Source organism: Streptomyces sp. Pv4-95, assembly GCF_045782725.1.
Taxonomy (GTDB): domain Bacteria; phylum Actinomycetota; class Actinomycetes; order Streptomycetales; family Streptomycetaceae; genus Streptomyces.
On the sequence record NZ_CP127172.1, the window covers coordinates 2,603,862 to 2,628,718 of the forward strand.

Annotated in this window: 22 protein-coding genes; 1 reads left to right on the forward strand and 21 read right to left on the reverse strand. The window is 72.2% G+C overall.

Annotated elements, in window-relative coordinates; all coding sequences use genetic code 11:
• Window positions 1-4: 4 nt before the first annotated feature.
• The 12 genes from QOM21_RS11405 to gdhA form a co-directional block, all read right to left on the reverse strand.
• Window positions 5-238 carry a hypothetical protein gene (locus tag QOM21_RS11405; RefSeq protein ID WP_398557371.1) on the reverse strand — a complete coding sequence of 78 codons (234 nt, stop codon included), beginning with the start codon at window positions 236-238 and terminating at the stop codon, window positions 5-7.
• Window positions 239-249: 11 nt separating this feature from the next.
• On the reverse strand, window positions 250-1,743 hold the full coding sequence (gene gatA, locus QOM21_RS11410; RefSeq protein WP_407549801.1) for an Asp-tRNA(Asn)/Glu-tRNA(Gln) amidotransferase subunit GatA: 1,494 nt from the start codon (window positions 1,741-1,743) through the stop codon (window positions 250-252).
• A gap of 5 nt (window positions 1,744-1,748) precedes the next feature.
• Entirely contained in the window at window positions 1,749-2,045 is a 297-nt protein-coding gene (gene gatC / locus QOM21_RS11415) for an Asp-tRNA(Asn)/Glu-tRNA(Gln) amidotransferase subunit GatC (RefSeq protein ID WP_407549802.1), read from the reverse strand.
• A 361-nt stretch (window positions 2,046-2,406) separates the two neighbouring features.
• Window positions 2,407-2,904, reverse strand: a complete 498-nt coding sequence (locus QOM21_RS11420; RefSeq protein WP_407549803.1) for a hypothetical protein — start codon at window positions 2,902-2,904, stop codon at window positions 2,407-2,409.
• Between the two features lie 200 nt (window positions 2,905-3,104).
• Complete coding sequence (locus tag QOM21_RS11425; RefSeq protein WP_407549804.1) at window positions 3,105-5,213, reverse strand: putative bifunctional diguanylate cyclase/phosphodiesterase; 2,109 nt, start codon at window positions 5,211-5,213, stop codon at window positions 3,105-3,107.
• 156 nt (window positions 5,214-5,369) lie between these two features.
• Window positions 5,370-7,586 (reverse strand): NAD-dependent DNA ligase LigA, encoded by a 2,217-nt coding sequence (gene ligA, locus QOM21_RS11430; protein WP_407549805.1) that lies wholly within the window; start codon window positions 7,584-7,586, stop codon window positions 5,370-5,372.
• Window positions 7,587-7,617: 31 nt separating this feature from the next.
• Complete coding sequence (locus QOM21_RS11435; protein ID WP_407549806.1) at window positions 7,618-8,631, reverse strand: methionine synthase; 1,014 nt, start codon at window positions 8,629-8,631, stop codon at window positions 7,618-7,620.
• 139 nt (window positions 8,632-8,770) lie between these two features.
• On the reverse strand, window positions 8,771-10,189 hold the full coding sequence (locus tag QOM21_RS11440; protein ID WP_407549807.1) for an MFS transporter: 1,419 nt from the start codon (window positions 10,187-10,189) through the stop codon (window positions 8,771-8,773).
• A gap of 149 nt (window positions 10,190-10,338) precedes the next feature.
• On the reverse strand, window positions 10,339-10,779 hold the full coding sequence (locus tag QOM21_RS11445; RefSeq protein WP_407549808.1) for a MarR family winged helix-turn-helix transcriptional regulator: 441 nt from the start codon (window positions 10,777-10,779) through the stop codon (window positions 10,339-10,341).
• 70 nt (window positions 10,780-10,849) lie between these two features.
• Window positions 10,850-11,539 carry an SDR family oxidoreductase gene (locus tag QOM21_RS11450; RefSeq protein ID WP_407549809.1) on the reverse strand — a complete coding sequence of 230 codons (690 nt, stop codon included), beginning with the start codon at window positions 11,537-11,539 and terminating at the stop codon, window positions 10,850-10,852.
• Between the two features lie 66 nt (window positions 11,540-11,605).
• Window positions 11,606-12,148, reverse strand: coding sequence for a TIGR00730 family Rossman fold protein (locus QOM21_RS11455; RefSeq protein WP_407549810.1), 543 nt, complete (start codon window positions 12,146-12,148; stop codon window positions 11,606-11,608).
• 144 nt (window positions 12,149-12,292) lie between these two features.
• Window positions 12,293-13,669: an NADP-specific glutamate dehydrogenase gene (gene gdhA, locus QOM21_RS11460; protein WP_407549811.1), complete on the reverse strand. Its 1,377-nt coding sequence runs from the start codon at window positions 13,667-13,669 to the stop codon at window positions 12,293-12,295.
• 217 nt (window positions 13,670-13,886) lie between these two features.
• On the opposite strand from gdhA, the gene QOM21_RS11465 reads away from it, so the two are divergent.
• Window positions 13,887-14,609 carry a hypothetical protein gene (locus QOM21_RS11465; RefSeq protein WP_407549812.1) on the forward strand — a complete coding sequence of 241 codons (723 nt, stop codon included), beginning with the start codon at window positions 13,887-13,889 and terminating at the stop codon, window positions 14,607-14,609.
• Here the strand turns inward: QOM21_RS11465 and QOM21_RS11470 are convergent.
• The 9 genes from QOM21_RS11470 to QOM21_RS11510 all read right to left on the reverse strand — a co-directional run bounded on the left by QOM21_RS11470 (window position 14,576) and on the right by QOM21_RS11510 (window position 24,857).
• On the reverse strand, window positions 14,576-15,181 hold the full coding sequence (locus QOM21_RS11470) for a shikimate kinase (protein ID WP_407549813.1): 606 nt from the start codon (window positions 15,179-15,181) through the stop codon (window positions 14,576-14,578). The genes QOM21_RS11465 and QOM21_RS11470 overlap by 34 nt on opposite strands.
• Window positions 15,178-16,362: a chorismate synthase gene (aroC, locus tag QOM21_RS11475; protein WP_407549814.1), complete on the reverse strand. Its 1,185-nt coding sequence runs from the start codon at window positions 16,360-16,362 to the stop codon at window positions 15,178-15,180. The genes QOM21_RS11470 and aroC overlap by 4 nt, the downstream gene beginning before the upstream one ends.
• Window positions 16,359-17,546: a 3-hydroxybenzoate 6-monooxygenase gene (locus QOM21_RS11480; protein ID WP_407549815.1), complete on the reverse strand. Its 1,188-nt coding sequence runs from the start codon at window positions 17,544-17,546 to the stop codon at window positions 16,359-16,361. Before QOM21_RS11480 ends, aroC begins: the two co-directional genes overlap by 4 nt.
• Before the next feature lies 1 nt (window position 17,547).
• A complete protein-coding gene (gene aroA / locus QOM21_RS11485) occupies window positions 17,548-18,891 on the reverse strand; it encodes a 3-phosphoshikimate 1-carboxyvinyltransferase (RefSeq protein ID WP_407549816.1) in 1,344 nt (447 codons plus the stop codon).
• Window positions 18,888-21,053 (reverse strand): transketolase, encoded by a 2,166-nt coding sequence (tkt, locus tag QOM21_RS11490; protein WP_407549817.1) that lies wholly within the window; start codon window positions 21,051-21,053, stop codon window positions 18,888-18,890. Before tkt ends, aroA begins: the two co-directional genes overlap by 4 nt.
• Complete coding sequence (locus tag QOM21_RS11495) at window positions 21,053-21,781, reverse strand: SDR family oxidoreductase (protein ID WP_407549818.1); 729 nt, start codon at window positions 21,779-21,781, stop codon at window positions 21,053-21,055. The genes tkt and QOM21_RS11495 overlap by 1 nt, the downstream gene beginning before the upstream one ends.
• A gap of 211 nt (window positions 21,782-21,992) precedes the next feature.
• The gene (locus QOM21_RS11500) at window positions 21,993-22,328 is read right to left on the reverse strand and encodes a hypothetical protein (protein WP_407549819.1); all 336 of its coding nucleotides are present in this window, start codon (window positions 22,326-22,328) and stop codon (window positions 21,993-21,995) included.
• Window positions 22,325-24,217 carry an anthranilate synthase family protein gene (locus QOM21_RS11505; protein ID WP_407549820.1) on the reverse strand — a complete coding sequence of 631 codons (1,893 nt, stop codon included), beginning with the start codon at window positions 24,215-24,217 and terminating at the stop codon, window positions 22,325-22,327. Before QOM21_RS11505 ends, QOM21_RS11500 begins: the two co-directional genes overlap by 4 nt.
• Entirely contained in the window at window positions 24,210-24,857 is a 648-nt protein-coding gene (locus tag QOM21_RS11510) for an isochorismatase family protein (protein WP_407549821.1), read from the reverse strand. The genes QOM21_RS11505 and QOM21_RS11510 overlap by 8 nt, the downstream gene beginning before the upstream one ends.

Here is a 24,857-nt window from a genome sequence, read left to right on the forward strand (position 1 = left end):
CCTCTCAGCCCAGCAGGACGTCGTCGTCGCCCAGACGCTTCAGTTCGCGATAGAGGATCGCCAGGCCCGTGACGATCGCGGCGGCCGAGACGGCGGCGTCGACCAGGCGGAGCGTGTCGCTCTCCTTGCGGGCCAGCTTCGCCTGCTTGGCGACGCTGATGGCGCCGAACGCGGTGCTGCCGATCGACAGGTACAGACCGCCCTTGGACTTCTTGAAGTTCTTGGCCTTCTTGGTCATGGCGTTCGCGCTCACAGTGAAGGTGCCTCCTCGAGCAGTGGGTGGCCCCACTTGGCGGTGAACGCGGCCTCGACCGCGGCACCGACCTTGTAGAGCCTGTCGTCGGCCATAGCAGGGGCGATGATCTGCAGACCCACCGGCAGCCCGTCCTCGGGAGCCAGTCCGCAGGGCAGCGACATGGCCGCGTTGCCTGCCAGGTTGGTGGGGATGGTGCACAGGTCCGCGAGGTACATCGCCATCGGGTCGTCGGCGCGCTCGCCGATCGGGAAGGCGGTGGTGGGCGTGGTCGGCGAGATGATGACGTCGACCTGCTCGAAGGCCTTCTCGAAGTCCTGGGTGATCAGCGTCCGCACCTTCTGGGCGGAGCCGTAGTACGCGTCGTAGTAGCCGGAGCTGAGCGCGTACGTGCCGAGGATGATGCGGCGCTTGACCTCGTCGCCGAAGCCGGCCTCACGGGTGAGGGCGGTGACGTCCTCGGCGGACTTCGTGCCGTCGTCGCCGACCCGCAGGCCGTAGCGCATGGCGTCGAAGCGGGCCAGGTTGGACGACGCCTCGGACGGCGCGATCAGGTAGTACGCGGCGAGCGCCAGGTCGAAGGACGGGCAGTCCAGCTCGACGATCTCGGCGCCCAGCTCCTTCATCAGCGCGACGGACTCGTCGAACCGCTGGAGCACACCGGCCTGGTAGCCCTCGCCGCGGAACTGCTTGACCACACCGACGCGCATGCCGCGGACCTCGCCGCTGCGGGCCGCCTCGACGACCGGCGGGACCGGCGCGTCGATGGAGGTGGAGTCCAGCTCGTCGTGGCCGGCGATGACCTCGTGGAGCAGCGCCGCGTCCAGGACCGTACGGGCGCAGGGCCCGCCCTGGTCGAGGGAGGACGAGAAGGCGACCATGCCGTAGCGGGAGACGCCGCCGTAGGTGGGCTTGACGCCGACCGTGCCGGTGACGGCGGCGGGCTGGCGGATGGAGCCGCCGGTGTCCGTGCCGATGGCGAGCGGGGCCTCGTACGAGGCGAGGGCGGCGGCGGAGCCGCCACCGGAGCCGCCGGGGATGCGGGTGAGGTCCCAGGGGTTGCCGGTCGGGCCGTAGGCGCTGTTCTCGGTGGAGGACCCCATGGCGAACTCGTCCATGTTGGTCTTGCCGAGGATGACGACGTCGGCGGCCTTGAGCTTCTTGGTCAGCGTCGCGTCGTACGGCGGGATCCAGCCTTCGAGGATCTTCGAGCCGACGGTGGTGGGGACACCTTCCGTCGTGAAGATGTCCTTGAGCGCGAGCGGGACGCCGGCCAGCGGGCCGAGCTTCTCGCCGCGGGCCTTCTTCTCGTCCACGGCGCGGGCCTGGGCGAGCGCGCCCTCGCGGTCGATGTGCAGGAAGGCGTTCACCTTCTCGTCGACGGCCTCGATGCGCGCCAGGTGGGCCTCGGTCACCTCGACGGCGGTGACCGCGCCGGAGGCGATCCGGTCCGCGATCTCGGCGGCGGTGAGCTTGATCAGGTCGGCCATGTCGGTCACTCCTCCCCCAGGATCTGCGGCACCTTGAAACGCTGCTGCTCCTGGGCCGGGGCGCCGGAGAGCGCCTGCTCGGGGGCCAGCGACGGACGGACCTCGTCCGTGCGCATGACATTGGTCAGGGGCAGCGGGTGGGAGGTCGGCGGTACGTCTTGGTCGGCGACCTCGGAGACGCGGGCGACCGCGCCGATGATGTCGTCGAGCTGTCCGGCGAAGTGGTCGAGCTCTTCGTCCTTCAGCTCCAGACGTGCCAGCCGGGCGAGGTGGGCGACCTCCTCGCGCGTGATGCCAGGCATGCAGCGATCCTCTGGTGTTCTTGGCGGAGTGTTTCTATGGACTTTTTCGGCCCAATCCTATGGCGTCGGCGACAGCTCCCGCGAAACGCTTCTCCGCGGGCCGTCGCCGGGTCCCCGCCACGCTCCCGCAAGCGGGGTGCAGAAGATCCGCAAGAGGGCCACAAGGGGCCTGAAGAGGACAGCAGGCGGCGGCGGGCGGCGGCGGAGAGGCTGCGGCCGCCCGCCGCGGCACCACCGGCCGGGCCGGGGCGGCCGCTGCCGGTCCCCGGGGGCGCCGGCGGCCCCTGACCGCGTGGCCGTCCTCGCGGCCCAGGCCCGGCGGCCGGGGCCCGGCGGCCCGCCCGGCGCGGCTCCGTTCGCCCTACGAGCCCTCAGCGGGCGGCGGGGGCTCTACGGCCGGGGCCTCGGCCGTCGACGGCTCGCCCTCCTCAGTCGCCGCCTCGGTCGGCTCGGCGGGTTCTGCGGGATCTGCGGGATCGACCGGCTCGACGGGGGCCGGTGCGCGGTCGGGAGCGGGGGCGGACACCGCGGACCCGGCCCCGGACTCCGGCTCGGACTCGGCAGCCGGCCCGGACGCGGCAGCCGACTCGGACTCGGGCGCGGGGGGTGCGGCGCCAGGAAGGGACTCTGTTTCGCACACTGCCTCTGCCTCGCTCTGAGAACCGGGCTCACTACCGGGCACCGGCTCGTGATCGGGCTCGGCCTCGTCCTCGCTCTCGCGGGCAGGCTGCTCCCGTTCGGCATGCCCGTCCGTGGGCCCGCCCTGCTCGTCGGAATGGTCGGCCCCATTGGGCTGCTCGGGCACGTCCGGCTCGTCGGGCAGGTCCAGCTCCCCCGGCTCGCCCCGCTCGTCGGGCACGTCCGGCTCGGAGCTGAGGGGGCCGTGCGGAGTCGCCTCGTGTCCGCTCGGCGCGTGGTCGTGCGGTCGGGGTGTGCCGGGCTCCGTGGGCCCGTGGGGTGCGTCGTGGCTCCCCGGCGGGTGCCGGGGTGCCGGGGGCGAGAGTGCCGGGGGCTGTGCGGGGGTGTCGGAACGTGGACACGGGACGGCCGATGGCCGGGTCAGTTCAGGACCTGTCCGGAAGGGCTCTCTGCTGCCTTCTCCGCCGCCAGGGCGGCCGTCTCCGACTCGCGGTGCCAGCCGTGCTCACCGCGTGCCCTCAGCCACGCCGTGGTCTCGTCCGGTGGCATCGCCGCGGCCACCAGCCAGCCCTGGACGGCGTCACAGCCGAGGTCGCGCAGCCGCTCCCAGGTCTCGTCGTCCTCGACACCCTCCGCGACGACCAGCAGGCCGAGGGAGTGGGCGAGGTCGAGGGTGCAGCGGACGATCTCGGCGTCCTCGTTGTCCACGGCCAGCCGCGCCACGAAGGAACGGTCGATCTTGAGTTCGCTGACCGGCAGGCGCCGGAGATGGACGAGGGAGGAGTAGCCGGTGCCGAAGTCGTCGAGGGACATCTTCACGCCGTGGGCGGTCAGCCCGGCGAGGGTGTCGGCGGCCCGCTGCGGGTCCTCCAGGAGGACGTGCTCGGTTATCTCCAGCTGGAGCGCGCCCGGTGGGACCCGGTGGCGGGCGAGGCGCGCGGCGACCGCTCCGGCGAAGCCCGGGGAGTGCACGTCGCGGGGGGAGACGTTGACGGCGACGGGCACCTCCAGGCCCATCGCCCGCCAGCGCGCCACCTGGGCGAGCGCGGTCTCCAGGACGTACTCCGTCAGCCGCGGCATCAGGCCGGAGGACTCGGCGATGGCGATGAACTCGTCCGGTGGCACTCTGCCCCGGTCCGGGTGCACCCAGCGGACCAGTGCCTCCAGGCCCGCGACATGGCCGTCGAAGCCGACCTTGGGCTGGTAGTGCAACTCGACGTCACCGGCGTCCAGGGCGCGGCGCAGGTCGCCCAACAGGCCGAGTCGGTCGGGGGTGTTGCCGTCGCGCTTGGCTTCGTAGAGCTCCACGCCGCTGCGGTCGCGCTTCGCCTGGTACATCGCCACATCGGCGCGCCGCAGCAGCCCTTCGGCGTCGAGGGCGTGGTCGGGGAAGACGGCGACGCCGGCGCTGGCTTCCAGCACCAGCGTCAGGCCGTCGAGGTCCAGCGGGGATCCGAGGGCCGCGACGAGGTTGCGCGCCACCCGCTGGGAGCTGGTGAGGGAGTCGGTGGTCGGCAGCAGGACGGCGAACTCGTCGCCGCCGAGCCGGGCCGCCTCGGCGCCGCGCGGCAGGGCGTGCCGCAGCCGGTCGGCGATCTGCAGCAGCAGGCGGTCGCCGGCGAGGTGGCCGAGGGTGTCGTTGACGGAGCGGAAGCGGTCCAGGTCGATGAGGACCAGCGCCGAGCGGGCGCCGACGCGTTCGGCCTCGTCCAGCGCGGTCCAGGTGCGCTCCAGCAGCCACTGGCGGTTGGGCAGGCCGGTGAGCGGATCGCGCAGCTGCTCCTCGGCGCGGGCCCTGGCGATCCACAGGGTGGAGTCCAGGGCGATGAGCGGGACGGCGAACAGGGGCAGCAGGAGCGGTGCGTGGACGGCGCAGATGGCGATCAGCGGGGAGATCCCGAGCAGCGCGACGCCGACGAGAGCCTGCCGCACCACGGCTGTTCGGGCGATGGTGGGCAGTCCGCCGGTGTGCGGGGTCAGGGTGAGCCACAACAGGCCCCGGCTGACGAGGAGATAGCCGCCGGCCGCGGTGACGACCTCCGGAAGCACCGACAGGTCCCAGGCGTCCGGCGTCCAGGGCTGCCGGACGCTGGAGACGACGCCGAACGCGGCCAGGCCGAGTGCCGCGGCGCCGATGCCGAGGAGGTCGACGGCGCCGTGCACCACGGCCTGTCGCCAGCGGTGCCGGCGGGCGGCGCCGACGAGCACGACGACGGCGAGGCTGACCAGGACGGCGGGCAGCCAGCCGTAGAGGAGCAGGACGGCGAGGGCGAGCGCCGCGCCGGAGCCCGTGCCGCCCCACCAGCGGTCGCGGCCGAGGGCGACGAGGTGGCCCACGATGACGCCGGTCAGGACCGCCAGCGACCAGCCGACGGAGCCTCCCGGGAAGAGCGCCTCACCGTCGCCGAGGGTCCGGACCACACCCGTGACGAGCGCGAGGCCCGCCACGGTGACGAGGGTCGCGGGCAGCGCGGGCACGACGAGCCGGCGCAGCCGCGACGCCGGAGCGGCGCTGTCGGTCGGTTTCATTCCGATACCTCTCACAGCCGGCTGTGCCCGCGCCACGGCAGGCGCACATCCCAACAGTAGGCCGCGGAAGGCCGCCGCGGGCAGCGATCGGCAGTGGTTGCCCGAATGCGACCTGGCCTCGCGGATCAATCTGATATGCGCCGATGGGCTGACTCCTCACTCCTCCTCAGGCGGAGTGACAGCTACCGCTCGTGCTGCGTCGGGGCCCTGCTCCAGCAGCACGGCGAAGCCGTCATCATCCAGCACTGGGACCTTCAACTGCATCGCTTTGTCGTACTTCGAGCCGGGGTTGTCTCCGACCACCACGAAACCGGTCTTCTTCGAAACGGATCCGGTCACCTTCGCTCCGAGACTCTGGAGGGCCTCTTTCGCGCCATCTCTGGTGTGTGACTGAAGTGTGCCCGTTACGACGACGGTGACGCCTTCCAGGGGGCGTGGGCCTTCCTCGCCCGATTGCTCCTCTTCCATCCGGACGCCCGCGGCCCGCCAGCTCTCGATGATTTGCTGGTGCCACTCCTCCGCGAACCACTGCTTCAACGAGGCGGCGATGGTGGCCCCGACACCGTCGACGGCGGCCAGCTCCTCCTCGCTCGCGTCCCGGATGCGGTCCAGCGAACGGAATTCGCGGGCCAGTGCCTCCGCCGCCACCGGACCCACGTGCCGGATCGAGAGCCCCGTGATGATCCGGGCCAGCGGACGCTCCTTGGCCGCCTGGATGTGCTCCAGCATGGCGAGGGCGTTCTTCTTCGGCTCGCCCTTCTGGTTGGCAAAGAAGGTGACGACCTTCTCCTCGCCGGTCTTCGGGTCGCGCTTGGGCAGGCCGGAATCCGGGTCGAGGACATAGGACTTGATCGGCAGCAGCTGCTCGATGGAGAGGCCGAACAGGTCGCCCTCGTCCTTCAGCGGCGGCTCGGCGGGCTCCAGCGGCTGGCTGAGAGCGGTGGCCGCCACATAGCCGAAGTTCTCGATGTCCAGGCACTTGCGGCCGGCCAGATAGAACAGCCGCTCGCGGATCTGGGCGGGGCAGGACCGGGCGTTGGGGCACCGCAGGTCGATATCGCCTTCCTTGGCGGGCTGCAGGGCCGTCCCGCACTCGGGACAGTCGGCCGGCATCACGAACTCCCGCTCGGTGCCGTCCCGCAGGTCGACGACCGGGCCGAGGATCTCGGGAATGACGTCTCCGGCCTTGCGCAGCACGACGGTGTCCCCGATGAAGACGCCCTTGGCCTTGACCACGTCCTGGTTGTGCAGGGTGGCGAACTCCACCTCGGAGCCCGCGACCGTCACCGGCTCGACCACCGCGTACGGCGTGACCCGACCGGTGCGGCCGACGCCGACCCGGATGTCCACGAGCTTGGTGTTGACCTCCTCCGGCGGGTACTTCCAGGCGATCGCCCAGCGCGGGGCCCGGGAGGTCGAGCCCAGCCGCCCCTGGAGCCGGATTTCGTCGAGCTTGACGACCACGCCGTCGATCTCGTGCTCGACGGCGGTGCGGCGGGTGTCGGCGTCGCCGTAGTGGGCGATGAACTCGCGTACCGCTTCGAGGGAGTCGACCACCCTGTTGTGGGCTGCGGTGGGCAGACCCCATTCGTGCAGCAGGTCGTAGCCCTGCGACTGGCGGTCGATGTCGAGGCCGACGCGGGCCCCGGTGCCGTGCACGACCATGTGCAGCGGGCGGCCGGCGGTGACCTTGGGGTCCTTCTGGCGGAGCGAACCGGCCGCGGCGTTGCGCGGGTTGGCGAACGGCGGCTTGCCCTCGGCCACCAGGCGTTCGTTGAGTTCGAGGAACTTCTCCATCGGGAAGTAGACCTCGCCGCGGACCTCGACCAGCTCCGGGATCCGGTCGCCCTGGAGGCGGTGCGGGATCTCGGCGATGGTGCGGACGTTGGGGGTGATGTCCTCGCCGGTGCGGCCGTCGCCGCGGGTGGCGGCGCGGGTCAGCCGGCCGTGCTCGTAGGTGAGGTTGACCGCGAGGCCGTCGACCTTCAGCTCGCACAGGAAGTGGTAGCCGGCGCTCTTCGGGTCGCCCCCCAGCTCTCCCGCGAGCCGCTCGGCCCAGGCCGCCAACTCGTCGTTGTCGAAGGCGTTGTCGAGGGAGAGCATCCGCTCGCGGTGCTCGACCTCGGTGAACTCCGTGGCGTACGCCCCGGCGACCTTCTGGGTGGGCGAGTCCGGGGTGCGCAGCTGCGGGTACTCGGCCTCCACGGCCTCCAAGGAGCGCAGCAGCTTGTCGAACTCCGAGTCGCTGACGACCGGGGCGTCCTTCACGTAGTAACGGAAGCGATGCTCCTCGATCTGCTCAGCGAGCTGCGCGTGCTTCTCCCGAGCCGCCGCGGGCACCTCGGATACCGCTGCGTGCTGTTCGCCAGCCACCGTCTTGTCCTCCCGTGGTCCTTGAGTGCCGTCACTCAGGGTTGTCTGCGAGCGATCTCGCCGCTCGGACGCAGTGGGCGAGAGCCGAGCGGGCATATCCGGGCGAAGCGCCCGCCAGTCCGCACGACGGGGTGACGACCACGGACTCCGCGAGGGTGTCCGGTGCCAGCCCCAGCCTGCGCCACAGCGTCCTGACACCCATGACGCTACCGGCAGGGTCTGACAATCGGCTGTCCACGCCGGGCACCACGCCCGCGAACAGTGCCGTACCGCCCTCGACCGCCTCCCCGATCGCCTCCTCCTCACGCTCGGTGAGCAGGGAGAAATCGAACGAGACGCCCGTGGCGCCGGCCCGCCGCAGCAGCCCGAACGGCACCTCGGGGGCGCACGAGTGGACGACCACGGGGTCGCCCTCCGCGGCGCCGATGAGGTCGCGCAGGGCGCCTTCGACCACCACCCGGTCCACGGCCCGGTGGGTGCGGTAGCCGCTGGCGGACCGCACCCGTCCCTGGAGCACCGCCGTGAGCGACGGCTCGTCCAGTTGCAGGACGACCTGGGCGCCCGGCACCCGCCGCCGTACGTCCGCGAGGTGCCCGCGCAGACCTTCCGTCAGGGACTCCGCGAGGTAGCGGCAGGCGCCGGGGTCGCTGAGCGCCGCCTCGCCGTTGCGCAGTTCCAGCGCGGTCGCCAGCGTCCACGGGCCGACGGCCGAGACCTTCAGCGGCCCTTCGTAGCCCTGGGTGAACTCCTCCAGGGCGTCGAGGTCTTCGCCGAGCCAGGATCCGGCGCGCCGGGTGTCGCGCCCCGGGCGGTCGCTGATCCGCCAGCCGCTGGGCTCGACATGGGCGTAGACCTCGACGAGCATGCCGATGGTCCGGCCGATCATGTCGGCGCCGGGGCCCCGGGCCGGAAGTTCGGGCAGGTGGGGGAAGGTCTCGACGGAACCGGTGACGGTTTTCGCCGCTTCGCGCGCGTCACCGCCCGGCATCGACCCGATGCCGGTCGCCGCGCCCGCGGCCCACTTGTACGTGCTGTTCTCGCTCACCCGGGAAGGGTATGCGGCGGGGTGGGACCGGCAGGGCAGGCGGGGTGGGGGAGACAGGGCGGGCAGGGTGGGAGAGACAGTGCGGGCAGGGTGGGAGAGACAGTGCGGGCGGGGTGGGACCGGCAGGGCGAGTGGGGTGTCAGCCGCGGGTGCGGATGCCCAGCAGGGCTACGGCGGCCGCGGTGGCCAGGGCGGCGGCCGTCAGTACGAAGGCGAGGCCGGCGCCCTCGTATCCGCCGCCCGCCGCGGTGAGCACCGCGCCCATTCCGGCGATGCCGACCAGGGAGCCGACCTGCCGGTTGGCGTTGAGGGTGGCGCTGCCGATGTCGGCGTGCTCGCGGCCCGCGGCCTCCATCAGGACGCCGGTGAGCGCCGGGGAGCTGACGCCGGCGCCGAGGTTGGCGACGGCGAGGACCACCGCGATCGCCCAGTAGGGCAGGCCGGGCGCGAGGAGCGCGACGAGCACGGCGTACCCGGCGGCGGAGAGGCCGAGGGAGGCGGTGAGCGCGGTGCGGTTGCCGAGGCGTGGCCCGATCCGTGCGTAGAGGATGTTGCCGAACGGGAGGACCAGGACCGCGGGCAGCATCTGCAGGCCGGCGGCCACCGGGGTCGCGCCGCGTGCGGTCTGGAGGAAGAGTCCGAGGACGAACAGCGTCCCGTAGAAGGCGAAGTTGAAGAGGAAGCCGACGAGGTTGGCCGCGGAGAAGCTGCTGTCCGCGAAGAGGGAGACCGGCAGCACGGGATGCCGCGCGGACCGCTCCCGTACCGCGAATCCGGCGCCCGCCAGCACGGTGACCGCGAAGGCGCCCAGCACCCACGGGTCGGACCATCCTTTGTCCGGCCCCTCGATGAGTCCGTAACTGAGCGAGCCCAGGGTGAGCAGGCCCAGGAGGTGTCCGGCGCCGCCGAGCGCGGAGGGGCGCGCCGGTACGGCCGCGATGAAGCGGCGGGTGAGGAGCAGGCCGGCGATGCCGATGGGGAGGTTGACGAGGAAGATGCTGCGCCAGCCGAGGGTGCCGACCAGCAGACCGCCGATGGTCGGCGCGAGGCCGACGGAGGTGGAGACGATCGCGGACCAGACCCCGAGGATCCTGGCCCGGCGGCCCGGCTCGGGGAAGGCGTGCATCAGCAGGGACAGCGAGCTGGGCATGAAGAGCGCGGCGCCCGCGCCCTGGGCGACGCGGGCCGCCACCAGGACGGCGCCGCCGGGGGCCGCGGCGCCCAGGAGGGACGCGGCGGTGAAGACGGCGAGGCCGACGAGGTAGATCCGGCGGGCCCCGAACCGTTTGGCGAGCGAGCCGGCGAGCATCAGGAGCGAGGCGAAGGCGAGGACGTAGCCGTCGACGACCCAGGTGAGGCCGGACATGGTGAGGCCGAGCCGGGCACGCAGGTCGTCGGCGGCGACGTTCATGATGCCGGTGTCCAGGCTGGCCATCACGAATCCGAGTGCCAGCACGAGGAGTTGGGCTCCGCCGCGGGGCTCCGTGCGGGGCCGCCGGGCTGCCGCGCCGTGCCGTTCGTCCGCCGGCGCGTGCGGCACCGCGTTGTCAGTGATCATGAGATTTAGTTAAAGCTGTAGCCATCTCCGGAGGCAATGGTTACAGCTATAACTTTACGCAATGCAGACGCTTCAGCGGGCGCGTACGAAAGGCCGGGGCCCCGGAGGGATGCTCCGGGGCCCCGGTCGGGTTCGGTGGGCGACGGGCGTCAGCCCGCCCGCCCCAGCGCCTTCAGCAAGTCGTCGCGGAGCGCGGACCGCTCCGCGTCCGAGAGGTGGTCGAGCGGCGACTCGGTGCCCATCCGCCGCAAGAGGTCGAGCCGCAACTCCCGGCCCGCCTCGGTCAGTACGAGCTGCTTGGCGCGACCGTCCAGGGGGTGCGGCTGCCGCACGACCATGCCCTGCTTCTCCAGCTTGGAGATGACGTAGGTGACGTTCGGCGGCTCGCAGCACAGCACCGCCGCCAGCTCCCGCGCCGTCCGGGGCTCCCCGAGCTCCTCCAGCGCCTTGGCCTGCGTCGGCGTGAGGTCCAGCTCGGCGATCCGGCCGCGCTGATGGGCGTCGAGCCGGCGGCTCAGCTCGGTGACGAGCCCCCGGATCTCCCGGAACCCGCACCCCGCCGCCGCGGTCGACTTCGCTTCAGTGGTCACCTGTGCAGCGTACGTCGCCGCGCCGGGAAACCACCGGGCCGTACGACGGCAGCGGGGCTCGGCGGCGGGCTCAGCGGCCCGGCCGCACCGACACGTCGTTGATCTCCGCGTCCCGCGGCAGGTCGATGGCCGCCAGGACCGTCGAGGCGACCGACTCCGGGTCGATCCACCGCGACGGGTCGTACTCCTTGCCCTCCTGCTGGTGGGTGCTCTCCTGCATCGGAGTGGCGGTGCGCCCGGGGTAGACCGAGGTCACCCGGACGCCGTTGCCGTGCTCCTCCGCCCGGAGCGAGTCGGCCAGCGCCTTCAGCCCGTGCTTGCTCGCGGCGTACGCGCCCCACTGCGCGTTGGCGTGCAGCCCCGCACCGGAGTTGACGAAGACGACGTGCCCCTGGGCGAGCCGGACCATCGGCAGCATCAGCCGGGTGATCTCGGCGGGCGCGACGAGGTTGGCGGCGAGCTGCCGCTGCCATGCCTTGGCGGGAAGGTCGCCGACCGCACCGAGTTCGATGACGCCGGCGATGTGCTGGAGCGAGTCCAGCCGGTCCGGCAGCGGCTGCTGGCCGAAGGCCCAGGACAGCTTCTCGGGGGTGGCCAGGTCGCCCACGAGCGTCTTGGCGCCGGGGAACTGCGCGGCCAGCTCCTTGGCCCGGACGGCGTTCCGCGCCAGCAGCCACAGCTCCTCGCCGCGCTCCGCAAGCCGCCGTGCGACCGCCGCTCCGATGCCCGACCCTGCGCCCGTGATCAAGTGCGTACCCATGCCACCGATCCTAACGAGGCGTACGGGGGCGGCGGGGCCGCGCCCGGGGAGGGCGGCCCCGGCGGATCAGCCCTGTACGCCCGCCTTCTCCTCCAGGTAGGCCAGGGCGCCGACACCGTCCTCCGCGAAGAAGACGAGGTCGGTCAGCGGGATCGGCAGGAAGCCCTCGGCCTCCATCCGCAGGAACTGCTGCTTCAACCCGTCGTAGAAACCGGCCGCGTTGAGCAGCACGACCGGCTTGGTGTGCAGCCCGTGCTTGCGCAGCTCCAGGATCTCGGTGGCCTCGTCGAGCGTGCCCGTGCCGCCGACCATGACGACGACGGCGTCGGCGCGGGCCAGCAGCTGCGCCTTGCGCTCGGCGAGGTCCTTGGTGACGACCATCTCGTCCGCGCCCTCGTACGCCTTGTGCGCGAGGAACTCCACGGAGATACCGACCAGCTGCCCGCCCGCCGCGCGCACACCGTCGGCCATCACCTTCATCAGGCCGGTGTCCGAGCCGCCCCAGACCAGCGTGTGGCCGCCCTTGCCGAGCAGCGTGGCGAACTCGCGGGAGGGGGTGACGTAGCGCTCGTCGAGGTCGGCGGCGGAGCAGAAGACGCAGATGTTCATACGCCGAAGCCTACGAGCCGCGTGGGGGCCGCGGTACGGCACCGGGTGAAGCCGTACCGCGCCCCCTGGGGCGCCCGTCGCCGGGCCGCCCGCGAAGGGCCCGGCCCGGGGGCGCCGGGCCGGCCAAGATCCGAACGAACGGCCCTAGATCAGGCCCTGGTCCAGCATCGCGTCCGCCACCCGCTCGAAGCCGGCGATGTTCGCGCCCGCCACGTAGTCGCCGGGCAGCCCGAACCGCTCGGCGGTCTCGTAGCAGGTGTCGTGGATGGTGCGCATGATCGTCGCGAGTTCGCCCTCGGTGCGTTCGAGCGCCCAGGACTCCCGTGCGGAGTTCTGCCGCATCTCCAGCGCGCTGGTGGCGACGCCGCCCGCGTTGGCGGCCTTGCCGGGCCCGAAGGCCACACCGGCCTCCTTCAGGAGCGTCACCGCCTCCGGGGTGGTCGGCATGTTGGCGCCTTCGGAGACCGCCTTGACGCCGTTGCGCAGCAGGCTCCGGGCCGCGTCCGCGTCCAGCTCGTTCTGGGTGGCCGAGGGCAGCGCCACCTCGCACGGCACGTCCCACACCCGCCCACCGGGCACGTACGTGGCCGACGTCCCTCGACGCTCGGCGTAGTCGCTGATCCGGCCGCGCTCGACCTCCTTGATCTGCTTGAGCAGGTCGAGGTCGATGCCCTTCTCGTCGACGACGTAGCCGCCCGAGTCCGAACACGTCAGGACATTGCCGCCGAGGGCCTGGACCTTCTCGATCGTGTAGATGGCGACGTTGCCGGAGCCGGAGACGACGACCTGCTGGCCGTCGAGCTCCTCGCCGCGCCGCTTGAGCATCTCCTCGGTGAAGAGCACATTGCCGTAACCGGTGGCCTGCGTACGGCCCGTGGAGCCGCCCCAGGCCAGGCCCTTGCCGGTCAGCACGCCGGCCTCCCAGCGGTTGGTGATCCGCCGGTACTGCCCGAAGAGGTAGCCGATCTCACGGCCGCCGACGCCGATGTCCCCCGCGGGGACGTCGGTGTGCTCGCCGAGGTGCCGGTGCAGTTCGGTCATGAACGACTGGCAGAACCGCATCACCTCGGAGTCCGACCGGCCGTGCGGGTCGAAGTCGCTGCCGCCCTTGCCGCCGCCGATGTTCAGGCCGGTGAGGGCGTTCTTGAAGATCTGCTCGAAGCCGAGGAACTTCACGATTCCGAGGTTCACGGACGCGTGGAAGCGCAGTCCGCCCTTGTACGGGCCGAGCGCGCTGTTGAACTCCACCCGGAAGCCGCGGTTGACGTGCACCTTTCCGGAATCGTCCTGCCAGGGCACCCGGAACATGATCTGCCGCTCCGGCTCGCAGAGCCGCTCCAGGATCTTCGCCTCGGCGAACTCCGGCCGGGCGGTGAGCACGGGGGCCAGGGTCTCCAGGACCTCGAGAGCGGCCTGGTGGAATTCCGGCTCGCCGGGGTTGCGGCGCACCAGCTCCGCGTGCAGGGAGGACGGCCCGGTGGACACCGTGCGGCGGCCGGTCTCAGCTTGAACGGTCGACATTGACTTACGTTCCCTTCGTGGCCCTACGAAAGGCCGCCCGCGGCCCGGATTGCCGAGGCATCCGGCGCGACGGCCCTCTGACGTCTGGTCGCTGGGGCGACCATACTTGCCGGTCCTGGAGCCGCGAACGAGGGCGGACACCCCCACCGAATGGCATGTTCATGCGGTGACAAGATGGGCCGTTCCTGCAATCGATCGTGCGAAGGGCCCGCCCACCGTGAGTCACCAGCCGCCGCAGACACCCCAGTACGGCCCCCCGCAGCAGCCACCGTCCGGGATGCCCTTGCACGGCGGCACCCCCCATCCGCCGACTCCCGCCGGGCCCCGCGGCCGCACCGGAATCATCGCTGCCGTCGTCACCGCTGTGGTGATTGTCACCGGCGGCATCGTGGCGTGGTGGCTGCTCGGCTCCGAGGAGTCACCACGCGACGACTCCGCGGCGCGCGGCCTCAGCGCGCCGAAGGTGGTGAAATCGGCCGCTACCGACCTGCTCTATGACAAGAACACCACGCAACAGCTGTACCCGGCGGCGAAGCAGGACGCCTCGAAATACCCGGAGTTCAAGGGCCTGACGCAGGTCGACTCGGTCTACGTGCCGAAGGACGCGCCGGCCGACCGGCTGGCGGTGCACACCGCGGCGGGCACGGTCTCCGACCCTGCTCGGCGGATCGAGGCCGCCTTCGCACCCAACCGGATGGCCGCCGGGCCGAAGAACTTCCCCCTGCCGTCCGCGGACGCGCGGGAGGGGCTGCTGCGCTGCGGCGTCGTCGCCGGGGACGGCGACTACCTGCCGCTGTGCGTATGGGCCGACAGCGGTTCGGTCGGTGAGGTGCTGCCGTTGGGCGAGGCGCCCACCTCCCTGAAGAAGGTGGACCTGAACGCGTTCGCACACCGGGCCGGCGACTTCTACCGCGCCATGCGGGGCGGCTCCGCGGGTTGAGCGGGCCTCGTTCGCCCTTCCCTCGCCGCGGCCTCAGCCCGGGCCGGGGCGAGGGCGTCGAGGATCCTTTCCGCGACCGTGTCCGGGCTGAGCCCGTCGCTGCGCACCACCGTCCGGGCCACCTCTTCGTAGAGCGGCCGGCGCTCCGACATCAACCCCCGCCAGCGGGTACGGAGGTTGACGGCGAGCAGCGGCCGGGAGGCGTCCCCCGCCATCCGGCGCACCGCCTCGTCGGCGTCCACCTCCAGGAAGACCACCGGGAGGCCCGCAAGCAGCTCGCGGGTGTCGGCGTCGAGGATGGCGCCGCCGCCGAGGGCGAGCACGCCGGTGTGGTTCTCCAGGGCGACGCGTACGGCTTCCCGCTCCAGGTCCCGGAAGTGCGGCTCACCCTCGTCGGCGAAGATCCGAGCGATCGGTCTGCCCGCCGCCGCGACGATGTCCGCGTCCGTATCGCGGAAGGTGGTGCCCAGCAGTTGGGCCAGCGACCGCCCGGCCGTGCTCTTGCCGGCGCCCATCGGGCCGACGAGCACGGCCGCCGGGCCGGGCCCGATCGCCTGGGCCTGCCCGGTCACCGGACGGCCAGGTTGTCGAGGTAGCTGCGGACGTTGCGACGGGTCTCCGGCACGCTGTCACCACCGAACTTCTCCACCACCGCATCCGCCAGCACCAGCGCCACCATCGCCTCGGCCACGATCCCCGCCGCCGGCACCGCACACACATCCGAACGCTGATGATGCGCCTTCGTCGCCTCACCCGTGCTCACATCAACGGTCGCCAACGCCCGCGGCACCGTCGCAATCGGCTTCATCGCCGCACGCACCCGCAACAATTCACCCGTCGTCAGACCACCCTCGGTACCACCCGAGCGACCCGAAGTACGCCTGATGCCCTCACCCGTCGACACGATCTCGTCATGCGCCTTCGAACCCGGCACCCGCGCCAGATCGAAACCGTCCCCCACCTCAACACCCTTGATCGCCTGAATCCCCATGAGAGCGGCCGCCAGCCGGGCATCCAACCGACGGTCCCAATGCACATGCGAACCCAGACCCACAGGCACGCCATAAGCCAGCACCTCGACCACACCACCCAGCGTGTCGCCGTCCTTGTGGGCCTGATCGATCTCCGCGACCATCGCCTTGCTCGCATCCGCATCCAGACAACGCACCGGATCCGCGTCCAGCCTCGCCACGTCCGAGGGCTCAGGCACGACGCCGTACGGCGCCTTCGCCGCCGCCAGCTCCACCACATGCGAAACGATCTCGATGCCGGCGGTCTCCTTGAGGAAGGAACGCGCCACCGCACCCAACGCCACCCGCGCCGCCGTCTCACGAGCCGACGCACGCTCCAGGATCGGACGCGCCTCGTCGAAGCCGTACTTCTGCATACCGGCAAGATCAGCATGACCAGGACGCGGGCGGGTCAGCGGCGCGTTACGCGCCAGCGCCGCCAGCTCCTCCTCATCCACCGGATCGGCCGCCATCACCTGCTCCCACTTCGGCCACTCGGTGTTGCCCACCATGACCGCGACCGGCGAACCCAGCGACAAACCGTGCCGCACACCGCCCAGGAACGTGATCTCGTCCTGCTCGAACTTCATCCGGGCACCACGGCCATACCCCAGCCGCCGCCTGGCCAACGCATCCGCCACCAACTCCGTGGTGATCGGGACGCCGGCCGGAAGGCCCTCCAGCGTCGCCACCAATGCGGGGCCGTGCGACTCCCCCGCCGTCAGCCAGCGCAACCTGCTCAACGTGCCACCCCGGTCCCGAAGTCCCTTTCGCCGTGCAGCCATTGGACGGTGTCGTACAGGTCGTCGGCGGTCATCGCGGCGAGCATCGCGTTGCGCTCCTGCGCGGCCTCGCCCGCCGGGTGGTAGAGCCGCCGTCCCATCTCCCGGGCCACCAGCTGCGTCTTCGCGGTGCGCTCGCGGCGGACGGCTGCGTACTTCTCCAGCCGCTGCACCACGTCGTCGGCCGGCCCGTCGAGCAGGTCACCCAGGACCACCGCGTCCTCCAGTGCCTGGCAGGCGCCCTGGGCGGCGTATTGCAGCATCGGGTGGGCCGCGTCGCCGAGCAGCGCGACCCGGCCGTCGGTCCAGGTGTCGGCCGGATCCCGGTCGCACAGCACCCAGGACTTCCAGTCCTCCCCCAACTCCAGCAGCCGTCGGGCGACTTCGCCCAGGTCGGGGAACTCGCCGAGCACCCGATCGCGTGCGGCGGGCACGCCGGCCACCGCCTCGGTGGCCCCGTCGTCCCGGGTGGCCGCGAGGTTGAGGAACTCGCCGCCGCCGATGGGGTAGTGGACGAAGTGCCACTTCGGTCCTGCCCACAGGGTGACGGTGTTCCAGCGCAGCTCTTCGGGAACGCGTTCCATCGGGATGACGGAGCGGTAGATCGTGTGCCCGGAGACCCGCGGTTCGCCGTCGCCCAGGAGCTGGGCGCGGACGGTGGAGCGGATGCCGTCGGCCCCGATGAGGGCGTCGCCGGTGACCAGTTCGCCGGTGTCGAGCACGGCCGTGACCGAGCCGGCGTCCTGTTCGTGGCGCAGGACCCTGCTGTTCGCGCGCAGTTCGATGGCGGGGTTCGCCCGGCATGCCTCCAGCAGCGGTGCGAACAGGCAGGTGCGGTGCACCACGGCGTAGGGGTTGCGGAAGCGGGTGCGGTAGGGGCCGGTGAGCGGCATCGACTGCACCTGGCGGTCGGTGGTGCCGTCCATGAAGCGCAACTCGTCGATGAAGACGGCGCGTTCGCGGACCGCGTCGCCCACGCCGAGCCGGTCCAGGGCGTGGAAGGCGTTGGGGCCGAGCTGGATGCCGGCGCCGAGTTCGGTGAAGTCCCAGCGCTCCAGGACGGTCACCCGGTGCCCGTGCCGCGCCGTGGCCAGCGCCGCCGCGAGGCCGCCCACGCCGCCGCCGGCGATCAGTATCTTCGCCATGTCATGCCTTTCGTTGCGTAGTCGTCCGCGCGCCGTGTTCCTCCGGGTGTCCCGGATCGGCGGCGCGGGGTGCGGCGGGCGCGGTGAACTCGTGTGGATACGCGGGGTGTTCCGCGAAGCAGCGCCGCAGTGCCGTGTGGAATCCGGGGAAGGTCTTGGTGACGCAGCCCGGGTCGTCGAGGGTGAGTCCGGGGGCCCGCAGGCCGAGGACGGAGAAGGCCATCGCGATCCGGTGGTCGCGGTGGCAGGCGATCGGGGCCGCCCGCACCCTGCCGGGGTGCACGGTGATCCGGTCCGGCCCGGTCTCGGCGGTGATGCCCAGCGCCCGCAGGTTTCCGGCGACCGCCTCGATGCGGTCGGACTCCTTGAGGCGGGCGTGCCCGATGCCGCGGACGGTGACGGGGGCGTCCGCGAGCGGGGCGATGGCGGCCAGGGTCATGAAGGTGTCGGAGATCTCGCCCATGTCGACGGTGAAGCCGCCGCGCAGGGGGCCGGTGCCGGTGACGGTGGTGGCGTGCTCCGCGATGTCCACCCGGGCGCCCGTCCTGCGCAGGACGTCCACGAAGCGCAGGTCGCCCTGGAGGCTGCCGCGGCCGAGGCCGGGGACGGTGACGGTGCGTCCGGTGACGGCGGCCGCGGCGAAGAAGTACGAGGCGGTGGAGGCGTCCGGCTCGATGTGCAGCGCCGTGGCGCGGTAGCGGCCGGGGCGGACGGTGAACGTGCCGTCGGTGTCCTCGGTGGCCCCGGTGACGTCGGCGCCGAAGTGCCGCATCAGGGCCAGCGTCAGGTCGATGTAGGGGCGGCTGACCAGTCCGGTCACCCGCAGGGTCAGCGGGGTGCGCAGCAGCGGCGCGGCCAGCAGCAGGCCGCTGAGGTACTGGCTGCTGAGCGAGCCGTCGAGGGACAGCTCGCCGCCGTCCGTACCGGTGGCGTCGACGGTCAGCGGCAGTCCGCCGCCCGGCGCGAGGGTGACCTTCGCGCCGAGCCCGCGCAGTGCGTCGGCGAGCGGGCGCAGCGGGCGGGCCCGCAGTTGGGCGCTGCCGTCGAAGGTGTAGCGGCCGGTGCCCGCCGCCGCGAACGGCGGCAGGAAGCGGGCGGCGGTGCCGGCGTCGGCGCACCGGATGTGCCCGCCGCCGGCCGGGCCGCGGCCGATGCCGCCGACGCCCCAGGCGCCGTCCTGCCCGTCGGTGGTGATCCGTGCGCCCAGTGCGGTGAGCGCGTCGCGGAAGGCGACGGTGTCGTCGCTGACCAGCGGGGCGTGGAGGGTGGAGTGGCCGTCGGCGGCCGCGGCGAGGAGCAGTGCCCGGTTGGTGATGCTCTTGGATCCGGGGAGCTCGACCTTCATCGTGCGGTCCTCCGGTCGCGGGCGCGCACCCGGGCGAGGGAGGCGCGGGCGGCCGCGGCGACCCTGACCGCGGTGAGTCCGTAGCTCTCGTAGAGGGCGCGGTAGGGCGCGGAGGCACCGAACCGGTCCAGGCCCATGGCCTCCCCGGCGTCGCCGACCAGGGCGTGCCAGCCCAGGACCGACCCGGCTTCGACGGAGACCCGGGCGGTGACCTCGGGCGGGAGCACCTCGTCGCGGTAGGGGCGGCTCTGTTCGCCGAACCACTCCAGGCAGGGCAGGGAGACCACGCGGGCGGCGATGTTCTCGGCGTGCAGCAGGCGTTGGGCTTCCAGGGCGATGTGCACCTCACTGCCGGTGCCGAGCAGGAGGACGTCCGGGGTGGTGGGGGTGCCGTCCGCGGTGCGGGCCTCGGCGAGGACGTAGCCGCCCCGGGCCGCACCGGCGGCCGGTGCGAGGCCGCTGCCGGGTGCGCGGTCCAGGACCGGCAGGTTCTGCCGGGTGAGGCAGAGTCCGGCGGGGCGGTCGGTGTGCTCCAGGACGGTGCGCCAGGCGACGGCGGTCTCGTTGGCGTCGGCCGGGCGGACCACGTCGAGCCCGGGGATGCCCCGCAGCGACCACAGGTGCTCGACGGGCTGGTGGGTGGGGCCGTCCTCGCCGAGGCCGATGGAGTCGTGGGTCCATACGTAGGTGACGGGCAGCCGCATCATGGCGGCGAGCCGGACGGCGGGACGCATGTAGTCGGAGAAGACGAGGAAAGTGCCGCCGTAGGGGCGGGTGCCGCCGTGCAGGGCGATGCCGTTGAGGACGGCGCCCATGGCGTGTTCGCGGATGCCGAAGTGCAGGGTGCGCCCGTAGCGGTGGCCGGGGAAGGCGGCGGTGGCCAACTCCTCGGGTATGAAGGAGGGTTCGCCGGCCATCGTGGTGTTGTTGGATTCGGCGAGGTCGGCGGAGCCTCCCCACAGCTCGGGCAGTGTCCCGGCCAGCGCGCTGAGGACCGCGCCGGATGCCTTGCGGGTGGCCATCTCCTGGCCGGGGGCGAACTCCGGCACGTCGTCCGACCAGCCGGGCGGCAGGGTGCGGGCGGTGATCCGGTCGTGAGCGGCGGCCCGCCGGGGGAAAGCGGACCGCCAGTCCTGGTGGCGCTTCTCCCATGCGGCGCGGTCCGCGCGGGCGCGGACGGTGACCTGGCGGGCCCGTTCGAGCACGTCGGCGGGCACCTGGAAGGAGCGCTCGGGGTCGAGCCCCATGGCGGCCTTGGTGGCGGCCGCCTCGTCGGCGCCCAGCGCGGCGCCGTGGATCTTGCCGGTGTTCTGCTTGCCCGGGGAGGGCCAGCCGATGACGGTGCGCAGCGCGACGAGCGAGGGGCGGCCGGTCTCCTCGCGTGCCGCGCTCAGCGCCGTGTGCAGCGCCGGTACGTCCTCGTGGTAGCCGTCCGGCGTCGTCCAGTCCACGCGCTGGACGTGCCAGCCGTAGGCGGCGAACCGGGCGAGGACGTCCTCGGACTGGGCGATCTGTGTGTCGTCCTCGATGGAGATGCGGTTGTCGTCGTAGAGCACGACGAGGTTGCCCAGCTTCTGGTGGCCGGCGAGGGAGCAGACCTCGTGGCTGAGTCCTTCGGCGAGGTCGCCGTCGGAGGCGAAGGCCCAGATGGTGTGGTCGAAGGGGCTGTCACCGTCCGGGGTGTCCGGGTCGAACAGTCCGCGTTCGCGGCGTGCGGCCATCGCCATGCCGACCGCGTTGCCCAGCCCCTGGCCGAGCGGCCCGGTGGAGGTCTCCACGCCCGGGGTGTGGCCGTATTCGGGGTGGGCGGGCGTCAGGCTGCCTTCGGTGCGCAGGGACTTGAGGTCCTCAAGGGTCAGCCCGTAGCCCGAGAGGTAGAGCTGGGTGTAGAGGGTGAGGGCGGCGTGTCCGCAGGAGAGCACGAAGCGGTCGCGGCCGGCCCATGCGGGGTCGGCGGGGTCGTGCCGCAGCAGCCGCTGGAAGAGCAGGTACGCGGCCGGGGCGAGGCTCATGGCGGTGCCCGGGTGGCCGTGGCCGGCCCGTTCGACGGCGTCGACGGCCAGGCCGCGGGCGATGTCCACGGCGCGGCGGTCGAGTGCGGTCCACTCCAGCGGGGCGGGAGCGGTGGGGGCCGGGTTCGGGGCGGGGGGAGCGGTGGTCATCAGGCGGCTCGCTTCCGGTCGAGTACGAGGTCGTGTCCCACGACGAAGGCCGACTCGTCGGAGCAGAGCCAGACGACGGAGTCGGCGACCTCGTCGGCGGTGGCGTGGTCCTGGCCGGCCGGCCGGGGCCCGGTGGTGCCCGGTTCCTCGGCGGGGCCGGGGCTGATGGCGTTGATGCGGATGCCGTCGGCGATGTACTCGCCGGCGGCGGCGCGGGTGAGGGTCGTCAGCGCGGCCTTGGAGGCGGCGTACGCGCCGAGCCCCGGGCGGACGCCGTTGCTGAGGAGGTTGCAGGCGGTGTTGACGATGACGCCGCCCCGGTGCTCCTTCATGTAGGCGATCTCGTGCTTCATGGACGTCCACACACCGGTGAGGTTGTGGGCGAGCAGCTCGGTCCAGACGGTCTCGCAGGTGTCGGCGACCGGTCGGGCGGGGCCGGTGACGGTGACGTTGTTGAAGGCGATGTCGAGTCCGCCGCAGCGCTCCACCGTGACCGCCACCATGTGGGCGGCGGCGTCCTTTCCGTCGCGGGTCACATCGGTGACGATGCTCTCGGCGCGGCCGCCGCCGTGGCGGATCGTGCGCACCGTGGCGTCCAGTTTCCGGGCGTCGGTACCGGCGACCACCACGGTGGCACCCTGGCGGGCGAAGGCGAGTGCGCCGGCCCGGCCGATTGCGTCATCGCCGCCGGCGACGAGCGCGACCTTGCCCTCGAATCGTGCAGGCATTGTCCTTCTCCTGTTTCCGCTGGGCCGGCGTCAGCCGCCGGTGTGCGTGGTATGAACTCTCGCCGTGGGGCGCCTTTCCGGACAACGACGACGACGGCACTTCGTCAAAAGCGCGTTACTTGATCAGATCGGCCCGCCGGGGCACCGGATTTCCCGGGGCGCCACGGCGGGCCGGGTGCGGGGAATCCCGGATTCCGGGATTCCCCGCGGGTCATGACGGGGCGTAGGCCAGCCCGAGGCCCGTCAGATCGGGGATGGTGTGGGCGCCCTCGGTGGCCGCCTCGACGTCGAATCGGTGCACCACCGTGGGCGGATAGCCGATGAGGTCGGCGGCCCCGGTGGGCAGCTGGATGCTCGCGGCCGCCTCCGATTCCCACAGGAAGACCGCGCCCCAGCCCCCGCCGCCGGCCTCCGACATCCAGAATTTCAGGCGGAGACCGGGGAATTGGGAATAGCGTTCCACCGCCTCCGTCCGCAGGAATTCCCGCAGCGTTTCCGGGGTCTGTTCCGATTCCGCGAGATCCCACCAGGCGATGACGGCTTTCACGAGGCGGTCACCTCCTCGGTCCGCAGCACGTCCTGGAGGAGTCCGCCGACGATGCGGAGACCGTCCTCGGTCAGCACGGATTCGGAGTGGAATTGCATCGAGGCGAATCCCTGGCCGCGCAGCGCGTGGATCTCACCGGTGTCCGGGTCCCGGCTGACCTCCACCACTCCGGCGCGGGCGGTGTCCGCCTTGTCCTCGGCGCTGTGGGCCGCGAAGGTGTTGTAGAAGCCGACCCGCACCCGGGAGCCGAACAGGTCGATGGCGCGCTGCGCGCCCTGGTTGGGGACCTCGCGGCGGACGAGTTCGAAGCCCAGCAGCGTGCTGAGAACCTGGTGGCTGAGGCAGACCGCGAGGAACGGCCGCTGTTCGTCGAGGAGTTGGCTGATCGCCGTACGCAGATGGGCGATCTTGGGGTGGCGGGCATCCCGGGGGTCGCCGGGGCCGGGCCCCATGACGACCAGGTCGTAGCCGTCGAAGCCGTACGGCTCGTCGAAGCGGCGCACGGTCACCTCAAGTCCCATCGACCGCAGTTGGTGGTCGATCATGGAGGTGAAGGTGTCCTCCGCGTCGACGACGAGGACCCGCCGCCCGGTGAGGCCGGCGACGGCGTTGACCGCGCGTTCCTCCTCCCCCGCGAGCCAGAAGCCGGCGATGGTGGCGTTGCGTTCGGCGAGCGCGGCGCGCACCGTCGCGTGGCCGCCGAACCGCCCCCGCCCCGGTTCGGCGAGCGCGGCGAGCAGTCCTGCGGCCTTGGCGCGGGTCTCGGCGACCTCGGAGAGCGGGTCGGAGTGGCGTACGAGGGTCGCCCCGACGCCGATCCTGAGCCGCCCGCGCCGGTCGATCTCCGCGGTACGGATCAAGATCGCCGAGTCCAGGGTGCGTGCGCCGTCCGCGTCCCGTCCGATGAGGGCGGCGATGCCGCTGTAGTAGCCGCGTCCCTCCGGTTCGTAGCGGGCCAGCACCCGGGCCGCGCTCTCCAGGGGGCTGCCGGTGACGGTGGGGGCGAAGAGCGTCTCGTGCAGGATCTCGCGCACGTCCCGGGTGGTGTGGCCCTCGATGAAGTACTCGGTGTGCGCGAGCCGCGCCATCTCCCGCAGGTACGGCCCCACGACCCGGCCGCCGCTCTCGCAGATCCGGGCCATCATCTTCAGCTCTTCGTCGACGACCATGTACAGCTCGTCGGCTTCCTTGCGGTCGGCGAGGAAGTCCATGACCTCGGGCAGGCTGGGCCCGGCGGGCGGGTAGCGGTAGGTGCCGCTGATGGGGTTCATCACGGCCTTGCCGCCGTGCACGCTGATGTGCCGCTCGGGCGAGGCGCCCACGAAGGTGCGCTCGCCGGTGTGCACGAGGAACGTCCAGTACGCGCCGGCCTCCCGCTCCAGCAGCCGCCGGTAGAAGGTCAGTGCGCTGTGCGGGCCGTAGCCGGTGATGTCGGCGACGAAGGACCGCTTGATGACGAAGTTCGCGCCCTCGCCGGTGCCGATCTCCTCCGCGATGACCCGGCGGACGGTGTCGGCGTAGGCGTCGTCGTCGATGTCGAAGTCGCCGTCGGTCAGCTCGATCGGGGCGTCGGGGATCCGGGACAGCACCTCGGCGACCGCCACCGTCTCCTGCTCCTCGATGGCGAGGGTGAGCAGCGGCGCGCCGTCGTCGGGGGCCTCGAAGCCGCGCTCGGCGAGCTGGCGGTAGGGGACGATGGCGAGCACTTCCTGGCGCCGGCCGGAATCCGCCGGCGGGTCCGGCAGCGGAATGTCGGCGATGGTGCCGGCCTCCGACGCCGTTCCGGCGAAGACCTCCAGCAGGCCACGGCCGGTTACCTCGGGGCGGTGCAGCAAGGCGAACGCCGGTGGTCCGGCGGCCAGGACGCGCCCCAGCAGGTCGTCAGTCATGGGCCCCCCTTTCGAGTTGGGTGACGATGTCTTTGGTGGTGGCGACGGCGGCGCAGCGCCGCGCCGCGTACTCCAGTGCCATCCGGTGATCGGCGGCCGAGAAGTCGGCCACCGCGTCCGCGGCGAGGAACGGCTGGATGTCGTGGGTGAAGGCGTCGACGGCGCTCATCAGCACACCGACGTGCGCGTACACCCCGCACACCACGAGCTGGTCGCGGCCCGACTCCCTCATGCGGTCGAGCAGGGGGGACTTGTGGAAGGCGCTGTAGCGCCATTTGGTGAACACCCAGTCGCCGGGCCGCGGGGTCAGCGGCTCGACGACCGTGCGGTCCTCGGGCCCCGGGGTCATGCCGGGCCCCCAGAAGTCCCGGAGCAGACCGCGCTGTTGCCCGGTCATGCCGCCGGGCTGCGCGGTGTAGGCGACCGGCATGCCCAGTTCGGCGGCGCGCTCGCGCAGCAGGGCCGCGTGGTGGACCAGTGCGTCGCGAACCGTCTCGGGGAACGGCCGCAGGAAGTAGCGCTGCATGTCGTGGACGAGCAGGACGGCCCGGTCGGGGTCCGCCGTCCAGCCGACGGTGTTCTCGGGCAGATCGCCCGGTCCCGGCATCGGATAGGGCTCGATCGGGGGGATTCCCGCCAT

Bases quoted from the DNA above. Each gene is read 5' to 3' on its own strand.
- QOM21_RS11405 (WP_398557371.1), bottom strand. From the start codon at position 238: ATGACCAAGAAGGCCAAGAACTTCAAGAAGTCCAAGGGCGGTCTGTAC.
- gatA (WP_407549801.1), bottom strand. From the start codon at position 1,743: ATGGCCGACCTGATCAAGCTCACCGCCGCCGAGATCGCGGACCGGATC.
- gatC (WP_407549802.1), bottom strand. From the start codon at position 2,045: ATGCCTGGCATCACGCGCGAGGAGGTCGCCCACCTCGCCCGGCTGGCA.
- QOM21_RS11425 (WP_407549804.1), bottom strand. From the start codon at position 5,213: ATGAAACCGACCGACAGCGCCGCTCCGGCGTCGCGGCTGCGCCGGCTC.
- QOM21_RS11440 (WP_407549807.1), bottom strand. From the start codon at position 10,189: ATGATCACTGACAACGCGGTGCCGCACGCGCCGGCGGACGAACGGCAC.
- QOM21_RS11450 (WP_407549809.1), bottom strand. From the start codon at position 11,539: ATGGGTACGCACTTGATCACGGGCGCAGGGTCGGGCATCGGAGCGGCG.
- QOM21_RS11455 (WP_407549810.1), bottom strand. From the start codon at position 12,148: ATGAACATCTGCGTCTTCTGCTCCGCCGCCGACCTCGACGAGCGCTAC.
- gdhA (WP_407549811.1), bottom strand. From the start codon at position 13,669: ATGTCGACCGTTCAAGCTGAGACCGGCCGCCGCACGGTGTCCACCGGG.
- QOM21_RS11480 (WP_407549815.1), bottom strand. From the start codon at position 17,546: ATGGCGAAGATACTGATCGCCGGCGGCGGCGTGGGCGGCCTCGCGGCG.
- aroA (WP_407549816.1), bottom strand. From the start codon at position 18,891: ATGAAGGTCGAGCTCCCCGGATCCAAGAGCATCACCAACCGGGCACTG.
- tkt (WP_407549817.1), bottom strand. From the start codon at position 21,053: ATGACCACCGCTCCCCCCGCCCCGAACCCGGCCCCCACCGCTCCCGCC.
- QOM21_RS11495 (WP_407549818.1), bottom strand. From the start codon at position 21,781: ATGCCTGCACGATTCGAGGGCAAGGTCGCGCTCGTCGCCGGCGGCGAT.
- QOM21_RS11505 (WP_407549820.1), bottom strand. From the start codon at position 24,217: ATGACTGACGACCTGCTGGGGCGCGTCCTGGCCGCCGGACCACCGGCG.
- QOM21_RS11510 (WP_407549821.1), bottom strand. From the start codon at position 24,857: ATGGCGGGAATCCCCCCGATCGAGCCCTATCCGATGCCGGGACCGGGC.